Origin of the sequence: Spirillospora sp. NPDC047279, from assembly GCF_040643285.1 — a bacterium.
Taxonomy (GTDB): domain Bacteria; phylum Actinomycetota; class Actinomycetes; order Streptosporangiales; family Streptosporangiaceae; genus Spirillospora.
Genome location: NZ_JBEYUA010000013.1, coordinates 1 through 13,198, shown reverse-complemented (window position 1 = coordinate 13,198; position 13,198 = coordinate 1). Strand labels below are relative to the sequence as shown.

At 72.8% G+C, this 13,198-nt stretch carries 14 protein-coding genes; 10 read left to right on the top strand and 4 right to left on the bottom strand.

Features of this window, described 5'->3' with window-relative positions:
* The 8 genes from ABZ810_RS30190 (at position 1) to gcl (ending at position 8,942) form a co-directional block, all read left to right on the top strand.
* A complete protein-coding gene (locus tag ABZ810_RS30190; RefSeq protein ID WP_358409119.1) occupies positions 1-1,095 on the top strand; it encodes an XdhC family protein in 1,095 nt (364 codons plus the stop codon).
* A gap of 155 nt (positions 1,096-1,250) precedes the next feature.
* Positions 1,251-1,637 (top strand): gamma-glutamylcyclotransferase, encoded by a 387-nt coding sequence (locus ABZ810_RS30185; protein WP_358409117.1) that lies wholly within the window; start codon positions 1,251-1,253, stop codon positions 1,635-1,637.
* Positions 1,637-2,464: a TIM barrel protein gene (locus ABZ810_RS30180; RefSeq protein ID WP_358409526.1), complete on the top strand. Its 828-nt coding sequence runs from the start codon at positions 1,637-1,639 to the stop codon at positions 2,462-2,464. Before ABZ810_RS30185 ends, ABZ810_RS30180 begins: the two co-directional genes overlap by 1 nt.
* Positions 2,461-3,378, top strand: a complete 918-nt coding sequence (locus ABZ810_RS30175; RefSeq protein ID WP_358409115.1) for an NAD(P)-binding domain-containing protein — start codon at positions 2,461-2,463, stop codon at positions 3,376-3,378. The genes ABZ810_RS30180 and ABZ810_RS30175 overlap by 4 nt, the downstream gene beginning before the upstream one ends.
* A 90-nt stretch (positions 3,379-3,468) precedes the next feature.
* The gene (locus ABZ810_RS30170; protein WP_358409113.1) at positions 3,469-4,647 is read left to right on the top strand and encodes a glycerate kinase; all 1,179 of its coding nucleotides are present in this window, start codon (positions 3,469-3,471) and stop codon (positions 4,645-4,647) included.
* The gene (gene allB, locus ABZ810_RS30165) at positions 4,644-6,014 is read left to right on the top strand and encodes an allantoinase AllB (RefSeq protein WP_358409111.1); all 1,371 of its coding nucleotides are present in this window, start codon (positions 4,644-4,646) and stop codon (positions 6,012-6,014) included. The genes ABZ810_RS30170 and allB overlap by 4 nt, the downstream gene beginning before the upstream one ends.
* Positions 6,014-7,042: an allantoicase gene (gene alc / locus ABZ810_RS30160; protein ID WP_358409110.1), complete on the top strand. Its 1,029-nt coding sequence runs from the start codon at positions 6,014-6,016 to the stop codon at positions 7,040-7,042. Before allB ends, alc begins: the two co-directional genes overlap by 1 nt.
* Before the next feature lie 130 nt (positions 7,043-7,172).
* Entirely contained in the window at positions 7,173-8,942 is a 1,770-nt protein-coding gene (gene gcl, locus ABZ810_RS30155; protein WP_358409108.1) for a glyoxylate carboligase, read from the top strand.
* 48 nt (positions 8,943-8,990) lie between these two features.
* Here gcl and ABZ810_RS30150 read toward each other — a convergent pair whose 3' ends face one another.
* Together ABZ810_RS30150 and ABZ810_RS30145 are read right to left on the bottom strand one after the other, a co-directional pair.
* On the bottom strand, positions 8,991-9,626 hold the full coding sequence (locus tag ABZ810_RS30150; RefSeq protein WP_358409106.1) for a hypothetical protein: 636 nt from the start codon (positions 9,624-9,626) through the stop codon (positions 8,991-8,993).
* 205 nt (positions 9,627-9,831) lie between these two features.
* Positions 9,832-10,701 (bottom strand): helix-turn-helix domain-containing protein, encoded by an 870-nt coding sequence (locus ABZ810_RS30145; RefSeq protein WP_358409105.1) that lies wholly within the window; start codon positions 10,699-10,701, stop codon positions 9,832-9,834.
* Between the two features lie 98 nt (positions 10,702-10,799).
* Between ABZ810_RS30145 and ABZ810_RS30140 the strand changes: the two genes are divergently transcribed.
* The gene (locus ABZ810_RS30140) at positions 10,800-11,390 is read left to right on the top strand and encodes a dihydrofolate reductase family protein (RefSeq protein ID WP_358409103.1); all 591 of its coding nucleotides are present in this window, start codon (positions 10,800-10,802) and stop codon (positions 11,388-11,390) included.
* Here ABZ810_RS30140 and ABZ810_RS30135 read toward each other — a convergent pair.
* Both ABZ810_RS30135 and ABZ810_RS30130 read right to left on the bottom strand, forming a co-directional pair.
* Positions 11,368-11,760 carry a PaaI family thioesterase gene (locus ABZ810_RS30135; RefSeq protein ID WP_358409101.1) on the bottom strand — a complete coding sequence of 131 codons (393 nt, stop codon included), beginning with the start codon at positions 11,758-11,760 and terminating at the stop codon, positions 11,368-11,370. The genes ABZ810_RS30140 and ABZ810_RS30135 overlap by 23 nt on opposite strands.
* Entirely contained in the window at positions 11,757-12,302 is a 546-nt protein-coding gene (locus ABZ810_RS30130) for a WHG domain-containing protein (RefSeq protein ID WP_358409099.1), read from the bottom strand. The genes ABZ810_RS30135 and ABZ810_RS30130 overlap by 4 nt, the downstream gene beginning before the upstream one ends.
* A gap of 128 nt (positions 12,303-12,430) precedes the next feature.
* On the opposite strand from ABZ810_RS30130, the gene ABZ810_RS30125 reads away from it, so the two are divergent.
* Positions 12,431-13,198 (top strand): hypothetical protein (locus ABZ810_RS30125; protein ID WP_358409097.1); only part of this gene is annotated, 768 nt, incomplete at its 3' end.

Below are 13,198 nucleotides of genomic sequence, written 5' to 3'. Positions count from 1 at the left end.
ATGCGTGAGATCGCCGACCGGCTGCACGACTGGCACCACGCGGGCACCGCGTACGCCATCGCGACCGTCGTCTCCGTCGCGGGCAGCGCGCCCCGGCGGCCGGGCGCCGCGATGGCGGTCTCGGAGACGGGCGAGGCGATCGGCGGCGTCTCCGGCGGATGCGTCGAGGGCGCGGTGTACGAGCTGTGCCGGGAGGCCCTCCGTTCCGGCAGGGCCGTCAGGGAGAGCTTCGGCTACAGCGACGACGACGCCCTCGCCGTGGGGCTGACCTGCGGCGGCACCATCGAGGTGTTCGTCCGGCCGGGGCCGGTTCCCGACCGGGCGCTGACGGCGATCTCACGCGACGAGCGGGTGGCCTTCGCCCATCTGATGGACGGGACGGGCACGACCCTCGTGGTGTGGCCCGACCGTCACCACGGCGGCTCGGGCCTCGCCGACGTCGACCAGATCGTCGTCGGCGAGGCCCGCGCCATGCTCGACGGCGGCATCACCGGCATCCGGTCGGTGCGCTGCCGCGAGGGCCTGGACGTGTTCGTCCAGTCGTACGCGCCGGCGCCGCGGCTGCTGGTGTTCGGCGCGATCGACCACGCGGCGGCCCTCACGCGGGTGGGCGCGTTCCTCGGCTACCGGGTGACGGTGTGCGACGCGCGGCCGGTCTTCGCCACCCCGGCCCGCTTCCCCGACGCCGACGAGGTCGTCGTCGGCTGGCCGCACCGCTATCTGGACGACCAGGCCGGACGTGGCCTGATCGACGGCCGGACGGTCGTCTGCGTCCTCACCCACGACGCCAAGTTCGACGTGCCGCTGCTCGAGGTCGCGCTGCGCCTGCCCGTCGCGTACGTCGGGGCCATGGGCTCGCGCCGCACCCACGACGACCGCCTGCGCCGCCTGCGCGCCGCCGGGACGACCGACGCGGAGCTCGCGCGCCTGCACTCGCCGATCGGTCTCGACCTGGGCGCGCGGACGCCGGAGGAGACGGCGCTGTCGATCGCGGCCGAGTTCGTGGCGTTGCGCCGGGGCGGGTCCGGTGTGTCCCTGGGGCGTACGGAGGGGCCGATCCACCACGACAGGGAGGCGCCCGCGAGCGTGGCCTGAGTCGTTCCTACAACGGCTCCGCCCGCCGCGCCGGAGGCCCTCGTAGGACACCACAGGCTTCCTTGACGCCCCTGACCACCCGACCTAGTCTCACTTTCACGACGCGGCAATGTAATTTCGTCTGACGAAATGAGCACCGACATGAGAGGACCGAGATGCCACTGATCTTCTTGAACGGCGGCGCCATGCGTGGCGGTCCGCTCCACCATCTGCTGGACGGCGCCCCGCTGGTCGCCGAGACCACCACCGCGGCGCGCTACCGCTTCTACTCGGTGGGGGACCAGTGCCCGGCCCTCCAGCCCGTCGCCCACGGCGGCACGGAGGTCCACGGCGAGGTCTACGACGTGCCGATGGACGTGCTGCGCGACAGACTGCTCCCGGCGGAGCCGCCGGAGCTGGAGCTCGGCGTCGTCGAGCTGGCCGACGGCACCTCGTCGCTGGCGATGGTGCTGCGCCGCCCGTACACCTCGTACGCCCGGCTGACCGACATCACCGAGCACGGCAGCTGGGGCGAATACCGGAAGACCAAGGAAGCGGCGTGATGGTGGGAAGCGACGTGACGGCCCGGGACGACTACGTGGTCAACTGCTCGATCCTGTTCGGCGAGCTGCCGCTGCTGGAACGCCCGGCGGCGGCCAGGGCGGCGGGCTTCGGCAGGGTCGAGTTCTGGTGGCCCTGGCCCGGCGTGGCGGTGCCGTCCGACGGCGAGGTGGACACGTTCTGCCAGGCGCTGGAGGACGCGGGCGTCCAGCTCACCGGGCTCAACTTCTACGCGGGCGACATGCCGGCGGGGGAGCGCGGCGTGCTCTCCGACCCGGCCCGTTCGGCCGAGTTCCGCGACAGCGTCGCCGTGCTGGTCCGCATCGCCGGGCGCACCGGCGTCCGCGCCTTCAACGCCCTCTACGGGCAGCGCGTGGACGGCGTGGCCGACTCCGAGCAGGACCGCGTCGCGACCCGGAACCTCGCGCACGCGGCCCGCGCGGTCGGCGCGTTCGGCGGCACGGTGCTGATCGAGCCGCTCGCCCGCGGCCTCAACGGCGCGTACCCGCTGGAGACCGCCGCCGACGCGATCGCCGTCGTCGAGCGCGTGCGCGCCGAGGGCCCGGAGAACGTCAGGTTCCTGTTCGACAGCTTCCACCTGGCCTCCAACGGCGAGGACCTGGAGAAGGCCGTACGCGCCCACGCCGCCGACATCGGCCACGTGCAGATCGCCGACGCGCCCGGCCGCGACCACCCCGGCACCGGCGACATCGACTTCACCGCGCTCTTCGCCGCCCTGGAGTCCGCCGGCTACGCCGGAACGGTCGCCCTGGAGTACAAGCCCGCGGGCGCCACCGACTTCACCTGGATGGAGAACCTCCCCTCATGAGCAAGATCGCTTTCATCGGACTCGGCATCATGGGCGGCCCGATGGCCGGTCACCTGGTCAGGGCCGGGCACGAGGTCACCGGATACGACGTCGCCCAGGAGGGCGTCGACCGCCTGGTGGCCGCGGGCGGCACCGGCGCGGCCGGCGTCGCCGAGGCGGTCGCCGAGGCCGAGATCGTCATCACGATGCTCCCGCAGGACGAGCACGTCGAGACCGTGATCTTCGGCGACGAGAGCGCCGGCGGCGACGGTGGCAGCGACGACGGCGGGGTGCTGCGGCACGCCAAGCCGGGCGTGCTGCTGATCGACTTCTCCACCGTCCGGCCGGAGACCTCGATCAAGGTCGCCGCCGCGGGCCGCGAGCTCGGCCTGCGCGTGCTGGACGCCCCGGTCAGCGGCGGCGAGCAGGGCGCGGTCGACGCGGTGTTGTCGATCATGGTCGGGGGTGCCCCGGAGGACGTCGAGGCGGCCGCGCCGATCTTCGAGGTCGTCGGCAGGACCTACGAGCGCGTCGGCGGCAGCGGCGCCGGGCAGTACGTCAAGGCCGCCAACCAGCTGATCGTGGGCGGCACGTACGCCCTGGTCGCCGAGGCCATCGTGCTCATGGAGGCGGCCGGCGTGGACGCGGCCGCCGGGCTCGACGTGATCGCCGGCGGCCTCGCCGCCAGCCGCATCCTCGACATCAAGCGCGAGTCGATGCTGGCCCGGCGGTTCCAGCCGGGCTTCCGGATCGACCTGCACCACAAGGACATGGGCATCGCGTCCGCCGCGGCACGTTCCGCCGAGGTGTCCCTCCCGATGACGGCGCTGGTCGCGCAGCTGATCGCCGCCGCCAGGGCCAAGGGCTACGGCTCGCTCGACCACTCGGCGCTCCTCAAGGTCGTCGAGGAACTGTCGGGACGCACGGCGGCCTGACGGGGGCTCGCGGCCCTGGCTGGGCGTTCCTCCAGAAACGGCGCCCAGAAATACCGGCGAAACGTAAAGACGGCGAGAATGGTGACAATCATGGCGAAATCTCAGCGGGGGCAGGTGGTGATCGCCCCGGACAAGTTCAAGGGCTCGCTCACCGCCGCCCAGGTGGCCGCGCACGTGGCCGCCGGCCTGCGCCGCGTCCACCCGGACCTGCCGGTCGTCGCCATGCCGGTCGCCGACGGCGGGGACGGGACGGTCGACGCCGCCGTCGCCTCCGGGTTCGCCCGGCTCCAGACCTCGGTCACCGGGCCGACGGGCGAGCCGGTCACCGCCTCGTACGCCGTCCGCGGCGACACCGCCGTGATCGAGCTCGCCGAGGCCTCCGGGCTGCGGCGGCTCCCCGGCGGCGAGCCCGCGCCGCTCACGGCCTCCAGCCACGGCACCGGCGAGCTGATCGACGCGGCGGTCCGCGGCGGCGCCACCCGCGTCGTCCTCGGGCTCGGCGGCAGCGCCTGCACCGACGGCGGCGCCGGCATGGCGGCCGCGCTGGGCGTGCGCCTCCTGGACGCCGACGGCGGGCCGCTGCCGCCCGGCGGGGCGGCGCTGCGCTCGCTCGTGTCGATCGACACCGGCGACCTGGCCGAACGGCTGGACGGCGTGACCGTCGTCGTCGCGAGCGATGTCGACAGCCCGCTGCTCGGCCCGGACGGCGCCGCCGCGGTCTTCGGCCCGCAGAAGGGCGCCTCGCCCGGCCAGGTCAGGACCCTGGAGCAGGGCCTCGCCCGGCTCGAGACGATCGCCCGCCGCGACCTCGGCGCGTTCGCCGCCCAGCGGCCGGGCGCCGGGGCGGCCGGGGGAGTGGGCTTCGGCGCCATGGTCTTCCTGAACGCCACCGTCAGGCCCGGCATCTCCTACCTCCTGGACCTGCTGGGCTTCGCCGAGCAGGTCGCCGGGGCCCGGCTCGTGATCACCGGTGAGGGCTCGCTCGACCGGCAGTCGCTGCGCGGCAAGGCCCCCGTCGGCGTGGCGCGCGCCGCGGCCAAGGCCGCCGTGCCCGCCGTCGCGGTCGCCGGACGGCGCGCGCTGACGGGCGAGCAGCTCCGCAAGGCCCGCCTGCAGAGCGCCTACGCGCTCACCGACATCGAACCCGACCCGGAACGGTGCATGACCGAGGCGGGCCCGCTGCTGGAACGGCTGGCGGAGGAGATCGGCCGCACCTGGCTCGGCTCGTCCGGCGGCCCGGAGACGACACCCGTGGGAGGGGCGGCGTGAACGAGACCCACCGGAACGAGCCGCGCGGCGACGCGTACGACCTGGTGATCAGGTCGCGGCGGGCGGTGCTGCCGGACGGCGAACGCCCCGCCGCGGTCGCGGTCAGGGACGGCCGGATCGCCGCCGTCGAGGAGCACGGCGCCGCGCTCGCCGCGGCCGCCGACGTCGACCTGGGCGACACCGCCCTGCTGCCCGGTCTCGTCGACACCCACGTGCACGTCAACGAGCCCGGCCGCACCGAGTGGGAGGGCTTCGCGACCGCGACCCGTGCCGCCGCGGCCGGCGGCGTCACCACGCTCGTCGACATGCCGCTCAACGCGCTGCCGCCGACCACCCTCCCCTCGGCGCTCGCCGTCAAGCGCGACGTCGCCGCCGGCCAGGTGCACGTGGACGTCGGCTTCTGGGGCGGCGCGGTCCCCGGCAACGTGCCCGCGCTGCGCACGCTGCACGACCACGGCGTCTTCGGGTTCAAGTGCTTCACCGCCGACTCGGGCGTGCCCGAGTTCCCGCCGCTGTCGTACGACGAGATGCACGCCGCGTTCCGCGAGATCGCCTCGTTCGGCGGGCTGGTCATCGTGCACGCCGAGGACCCCGCGATCCTCGAACCGCCCGCCGACGGCGGCTACCCGGCGTTCCTCGCCTCCCGGCCGCCCTCGTCCGAACGCAGCGCGGTCGAGCAGGTCATCCGCCTGGTCGAGCGGACCGGCGTCCGGGCGCACATCCTGCACCTGTCCGCCGCCGACTGCCTGGAGCCGCTGGCCAAGGCGCGGTCACGCGGGCTGCCGGTGACCGCCGAGACCTGCCCGCACTACCTGACCCTCTCAGCCGACGACGTCCCCGCCCCGGTAGACGGCCTCCCCGGGACGTCCTACAAGTGCTGCCCGCCGATCCGCGACACGGGCAACCGCGAGGAGTTGTGGCGCGGCCTCGCCGACGGCGTGATCTCCTGCGTCGTCACCGACCACTCGCCCTGCACCCCCGAGCTCAAACGCGGCGACTTCGTCTCCGCGTGGGGCGGCATCGCGTCCGTCCAGCTCGGCCTGCCCGCCGTCTGGAGCGCCGCGCGCGCCCGCGGCCACGGCCTCGGCGACGTCGTGCGCTGGATGGCCGAGGGCACCGCGGACCTCGCCGGGCTCACCGGCAAGGGCCGCATCGCGGTCGGCGCCGACGCCGACCTGGTCGCGTTCGCCGCCGACGAGCCGTTCACCGTCGATCCGGCCGCGCTGCACCACCGCCATCCCGTCACCCCGTACGCGGGCCGTTCCCTGAGCGGCGTCGTCCAGGCCACCTGGCTGCGCGGCGCGGTGGCCGACGGCACCCCGCGCGGCGAGCTCCTGCGCCGACCCGACCGGAAAGAGACCGCCTGATGAGTGATTTCACGTCCCTTCCCGACCTCGCCGTCCGCTCCTTCGGCGGCTCGGTGATCGCCGCGAGCGACGAGTCGTTCGAGGAGAAGGAGAACCTGATCAACCCCTGGCGGCCGGCCTTCCAGCCGGAGACGTTCGGCGCCAAGGGGCAGGAGTACGACGGCTGGGAGACCGCGCGCCGCCGCCCGGACGAGAACGGCGAGCTGGGGCACGACTGGGCGATCGTGCGGCTCGGCCTGCCCGGCGTGATCCGCGGCGTCGTGATCGACACCGCCTGGTTCAAGGGCAACTACCCGCCGTACGCCTCCGTCGAGGCCTGCGCGGCCGGCGGGTTCCCCTCGCTCGCCGAGCTGGACGCCGCCGACTGGGTGGAGATCGTGCCGAAGAGCCCGATCAAGGGCGACGCGGAGCACACGTTCGACGTCGCGGTGGAACGGCGCTTCACGCACGTGCGGCTGAACATGATCCCGGACGGCGGCATCGCCCGCCTCCGCGTGCACGGCGAGCCCGTCGCCGACCCGGCGCTGCTGACCGGCCTCACCGTCGACCTGGCGGCGCTCGAGAACGGCGCCCGCGTCACCGGCTGCTCCAACATGTTCTACTCGCGGCCCGACAACATGCTCGCCCCCGGCCTCGCCCGCAACCAGGCCGAGGGCTGGGAGACCGCCCGCCGCCGCGAGCCCGGCAACGAGTGGGCGATCATCCGGCTGGCCGCGCCGGGCGTCGTCGAACTCGCCGAGATCGACCTCACCAACCTGAAGTTCAACGCGCCCGCCGCGGCGTCGCTCTTCGCCATCGACGCCCGTTCCGCCTCGCCGGACGACGAGGACGCGTGGTTCCCGATCCTGGAGCGCACCCGCCTCCAGCCCGACGGCCGCCACCGCTACCGCCTCGCCGGCGACCGCGAGGCCACCCACGTACGGGTCGACATCCACCCGTGCGGCGGCATCGCCCGCCTCCGCCTCCTCGGCGGCCTCACCCCCGAGGGCGAGGCGGACCTCGTCCGCCGCTGGGAGTCCCTGGCCTGAGCCTCCGCCCGACCGCCCGACCGCCTGACCGCTGCCGCGTCGTACCGAGCAGCACACCCGACCTTCACCTGACGACGGCCGCGCCTTCGTGCGCCGCGCCGTGTGTTCAGCGACCCCTGAGGAGCGCGACATGCCTCGAATGACAGCCGCCCGCGCCGCGGTCGAGATCCTGAAGCGCGAGGGCGTCGACACCGCGTTCGGCGTCCCCGGCGCGGCGATCAACCCGTTCTACGCCGCGCTCAAGGCCTCCGGCGGCATCGGCCACGTCCTGGCCCGCCACGTCGAGGGCGCCTCGCACATGGCCGAGGGCTACACCCGCACCCGCGCGGGCAACATCGGCGTCTGCGTCGGCACGTCCGGCCCCGCCGGCACCGACATGATCACCGGCCTGTACTCGGCCATCGGCGACTCGATCCCCATCCTGTGCATCACCGGCCAGGCCCCCACCTCGGTGATCCACAAGGAGGACTTCCAGGCCGTCGACATCGCCTCGATCGCCACGCCCGTCACCAAGATGGCGGTCACCGTGCTGGAGGCGGCGCAGGTCCCCGGCGTGTTCCAGCAGGCGTTCCACGTCATGCGCTCCGGCCGCCCGGGCCCCGTCCTGATCGACCTTCCCGTCGACGTCCAGCTGACCGAGATCGAGTTCGACCCGGACACCTACGAGCCGCTGCCGGTCTTCAGGGCGCGCGCCACCCGCGCGCAGGCGGAGAAGGCCATCGCGATGCTGAACGCCGCGTCCCGCCCCCTGATCGTCGCGGGCGGCGGGATCATCAACGCCGACGCGTCCGACCTCCTCGTCGAGTTCGCCGAGCTCACCGGCGTCCCGGTCATCCCGACCCTGATGGGCTGGGGCACGATCCCCGACGACCACGAGCTGAACGCGGGCATGGTCGGACTCCAGACCTCGCACCGCTACGGCAACGCCACGTTCCTGGAGTCCGACTTCGTCCTCGGCATCGGCAACCGCTGGGCCAACCGCCACACCGGCAGGCTGGACGTCTACACGCGCGACCGCACGTTCGTGCACGTCGACGTCGACCCCACCCAGCTCGGCAAGATCTTCATGCCCGACTTCGGCATCGCCTCCGACGCGCGCGCCGCCCTGGAGCTCTTCGTCGAGGTCGCCCGGGACCTCGACCTGCCCGACCGCCGCGAATGGGCCGCCTCCGCCCAGGACCGCAAGGCGCGGCTCCAGCGCCGCACCCACTTCGACGACGTCCCGCTCAAGCCGCAGCGCGTCTACGAGGAGATGAACCGCGCGTTCGGCCCCGAGACCCGCTACGTCACCACGATCGGCCTCTCCCAGATCGCCGGCGCCCAGATGCTCCACGTCTACCGCCCGCGCCACTGGATCAACTGCGGCCAGGCCGGCCCCCTCGGCTGGACGATCCCCGCCGCCCTCGGCGTCGCCACCGCCGACCCCGACGCCCAGGTGGTCGCCCTGTCCGGCGACTACGACTTCCAGTTCATGCTCGAAGAGCTGGCGGTCGGCGCCCAGCACAACATCCCGTACGTCCACGTCGTGGTGAACAACTCCTACCTGGGCCTCATCCGCCAGGCGCAGCGCAGTTTCGCCATCGACTTCCAGGTCAGCCTGGAGTTCGAGAACGTCAACACCCCCGAACTGGGCGTCTACGGCGTCGACCACGTCAAGGTCGCCGAGGGCCTCGGCTGCAAGGCCCTCCGCGTCCTCGACCCCGCCGGCCTCCTGCCCGCGTTCGAGGAGGCCAGGAAACTCGCCCACGAGCACCGCGTCCCCGTCGTCGTCGAGGCCATCCTCGAACGTGTCACCAACATCTCGATGAGCGGCACCGACATCGCTAGCGTCAACGAGTTCGAACCCCTCGCCACCCACCCCTCCCACGCCCCCACCGCCACCCACCCGCTCATCCCCTGACGTCCGGGCCCGGGCCCGGACGGCGGCTCGGGCCCGGACGGGGGCGGGTCAGCTCTTGAGCTGGGCGGGCGGGATGGCGTCGACCACACGCTGGTCGAGGATCATCCAGGAGAGCAGGTGGGTGCCCTGCTTCTGGTCGGCGCCGTACCGCGTCCACGGATCGGCCGCACGCTTCGGGCCCTTCAGCACCTTCGGGGGCTCCTTGCCGCCCTCGGGCTGGAACGAACGGTCGTGGTCGGCGACGGTACGGACGCCGATGAAACGGTACGTCCCGGGGGCGAACAGGAACTCGATCCGGACGCCGCGCCAGGCCTGGCCCACCGCGACGTGCCGCGCGGTCGACTCGACGACCTTCACGCCGGGGAGCGTCGCGGTCGCCTTGAAGACCGCGGCCTGCGCGGCGGGCGTCAGCTGGGAGCCGGCGAGGAGCTCCTGGACGCGGCTGTAGGCGCGCACGTCCGGCGGGAGGAGCGTGCCCCAGGGGCTCCTGTAGAGCCAGGCGCGCATGGCCTTCGCGTCGACCGGCAGGTCACGGCGGTAGAACGGCTGGTTCTCGCAGTCGGCGGGCGCCGTGGACGGCGCGGGCTTCCGGACGGCCTCGCAGACCCAGAACCGCTGACCTCCTTCGATCTTCAGCCCGATGCGCGTGCCGTCCACCGACGACCAGGTCCTCGAACGGATCACCCGCGGCGTGTCGAAGCCCCGCGACTCGGCCTCGGTGTAGACGTACTGGCCGGGACGCGGCGCGGGCGCCCGGGCCGCGGCGGAAGCAGTAGTTGTAGACCGTGCGCGAGTGCCGGTCGAAGAGCACGCCGAAGGCCTGCTCGTCGCCGTCCCGGGCACGGCCCCACAACTCCGCGTCCGCGGGGGGTTGGAGAGTCATGACCTTCTAGTGTCCGATCCGCCCCTGCGGTTCCCTCGACCTTCGGGCTCTCAGGAGCGGCTGATAGGTGGCGGAGTGGTCGTGGCTCTCGCCGCAGTTGCGTTCGATGCCGGCCAGGAGCTCGGTCGGGGGCATTCCGGTGATGGCGGCGCACTCGCGGGTCAGGTGGGCCTGGTCGGCGTAGCCCGCGTACGCGGCGAGCGTGGTCAGCGACGAACCGGGTGCGCCCGCCCGGGCCAGCGCGAGGAACCCCCAGAACCGCAACGTCCGGTGCAGGACCTTGGGCGGGCATCCGACGGCCGTCACGAACCGGCGGCGCAGCTGGCTGTCGGAGATGTTCAGCTCGGTGGTGAGCGTGCGCACGGCGTTGGCCGGGTCGGTGATGAGCAGCCCGACCGCGGCCCGGACCAGCGGGTCGGGGCCGGTGGCGGCGCGGATCCGGCGGAGCACCTCGGCCTCCAGCCGCGCGGCGGCCTCCTGGGGCGAGCACACGGTCGCCAGCCGTTCGCCCATCCGCTGGGCCGAGCCGCGCCACACGTCGTCGAAGCCGACGGTGAGATCCGCCAGCTCGCCGGCGGACGCCCGCAGCAGCGGAGCCGCCGCGCCCGGCCGCAGCCGGACGCCGACCATCACCGTGCCGGGCGCGAGGGTCTCCCTCGTACGCCCCGACTGGACGCCGATCACGTGCGGCAGGCCACCCAGGACGCAGACGATCTCGACGCTGCCGTTCGGCACGGCCTGGAAGACGTACGGAGGGGCGTCCGGGCCCACCTCCTGGACCCACACGCAGCTCACGTACGGCGCCAGCTCGGCGCGCGGCGGCCGCTCCCGGTAGCTCTGCGGCCACCGGAACCAGCGCTCCCCGGCCTCCGGCATCCCAGCAGTGTCGCCAACATGACGGTTTCGTTCAAGGTCCGGCCGGGCCGGCCCGCCTACGTTCTGACCAAGGACGCATCTCGAGGAACGGACGACCCATGGCAGTGATCCGGCTTTACATGACCATGTCCCTGGACGGTTTCATCGCGGGCCCGAAGGACGACGCGGACGCCCCGCTCGGCATCGGCGGCGGCCGCCTCTTCAACTGGCTCGACCGGCGCGACGACCCGGGGCCGAACGGGCAGGTGGTCGCCGAGGCGATGGCCACCCGCGCCGTCATCTCCGGCCGCCGCACCTATGAGCTGGCGGGCCGCTGGCAGGGCGACCACCACGACGGCGTTCCGGTCTTCGTCCTGACCCACGAGGCCCCCGACGACCCGCCGGGAAGTATCCGCTACGTCACCGACGTGCACGAGTGCGCCGCGCTCGCCCGCGCCGCGGCCGGGGACGGCGACATCATGGTGCACGGGGCCGGCGCCGCGCAGGCGCTGTTGCGAGCCGGGCTGATGGACGAACTGGAACTGCACGTCGTGCCCGTTCTCCTGGGGCGGGGGCGCCGGCTCTTCGACGACCTGCCGGACCACATCGAGCTCGAACAGGTCCGCCAGCTGACCTCCCCGGACGGCGAGGAGGCCGCGAAGAGCGTCACCCATCTGCGCTATCGCGTCAGGCGCCCGTCGCCGGCATGAAGAGGGCGGTGACCTTCGCGACGACCCGTTCCGTCGCGAAGGTGGCCGTCCCGGACGCCAGGCGCCGCCCGACGCGGGTCGGCGTCACGGTGACGTCCACCCACTCGCCCGAACGCGCGGCCCCCACCAGGTCGCACGACAGGTTGACCGTCACCAGCGGCACCGGCGGATCGCTCTGAACGGCCAGCGCGTGCCCGATGACCACGTCCGCGATCGTGGCGATCGTCCCCGCGTGCAGGAAGCCCCGCGCGTTCGTCTTCGCCCCCTCCACCACGAACCCCGCCCGAAGCGGATCGTCCGGATCCCGCATGAAGCCGCCCAGCGCGTCGAGCAGCGGACTGGGCCGGTGCCAAGCCACGAAACCGTTCATGAGAACCCCTTGAGCGTCGCCTCGACCGTCACCCGGAACCGCCGTTCGGCGGCCTCGGCCGTACTGCCCAGCAACCCGGCCGTCTCCATCGCCACCAACCCCTGCACGACCGCGAAGAGCCCGATCGCCGCGTCCTTCACGTCCCCCTCGACCTCCGCGGCCACCCGTTCCATCACGACCCGGTGGACGACCTCGGACGCCCGCGCGTCCTCGGGCCCAGGCCGGAACTCGGCGAACGGCCGCGAGAACATCACCTCGTACAGATGAGGCCGCCTGCGCGCGAAGTCCCGCACCGCCAGCGCCACCTCCAGGACCCCCGCATCGGGCCCGAGAGCCTCCAGCTCCTGCGCCAGCCACCCGAACCCCTCCGCGAAGAGAGCCCGAACGAGCCCCGCCTTACCCCCGAACAGCTCGTTCACCGCCGCCAGCGACGTCCCGCCCCCCGCCGCCACGGCCCGCGTCGTCACCGCCGGACTCCCGCCCTCCGCGAGAAGTCCCGTCGCCACCGCGACCAGCTCCTCGCGCAGCACCGGAGTCCGCACCCTAGGCCGTCCGATTCGCCCCACGAAGCCAGACTAGCTCATTTCAGATCAGTGATCCGAAAAAGAATATTCGCAGGTTAATCGATAGTTCTACTATCGACAGTAGTCGAACGCTAACGTTCCGTGTCATGGTCTCACTGAGGCACGAAGCCCCCATCAAGCTCATCCGAGACAACCCCGAGGTCATAGGCCAGCTCCTGAGCAAAGCCTTCGACATCGCGGTCCCCGAGGGAGATTTAGTGACCCCCGCCTCGGAGGAGCTCACCAAGACCACGGCGGCCTTCCGGGCCGACAACGTGGTGCTCTTCCGTCCGCCCGACACCTCGAGACCGCGGCTCGCCGTGGTCGTCGAACAGCAGCTCAAGAAGGACAAGGAGAAGAGGTTCACCTGGCCCATCTACATCACCGAGTTGCGGCGCCGTGAGCAGTGCCCCGCCCTGCTCGTCGTCCTCTGTCCCAGCCAGTCGGTGGCCGACTGGGCGCGCACACCGATCACGACCGGACACCCGGGCTTCACGCTCATGCCCCTGGTGTTCGGACCGGACCGTCCGCTCGTCACCACGACCGCGGAGGCCGCGAGAAACCCGGAGCTCACGATCCTGGCCGTCCTGGCAGCCGTGACCCGGTTCACCGACCGGGCGTCGCTGGAGGTGGTGCACGCCGCCCTGGTGACCCTCAACAACGCAGGCCACAAGAACGCGTCCTTGTACGCTGAGATGGTGCTCGGCCTGCTCCCGAAGCCGGCTCGGCACATCCTGGAGCAACTCATGGAGCGAGGCACAGTGGACTTCAAGAGCGACTGGGTCTATACGATCAACGGTGTAACTCCGGAGACGCGAGGGACTGATGTTCCTCCGGAAGGAGACACCCCCGATGGACGAGACGACGACCGACAC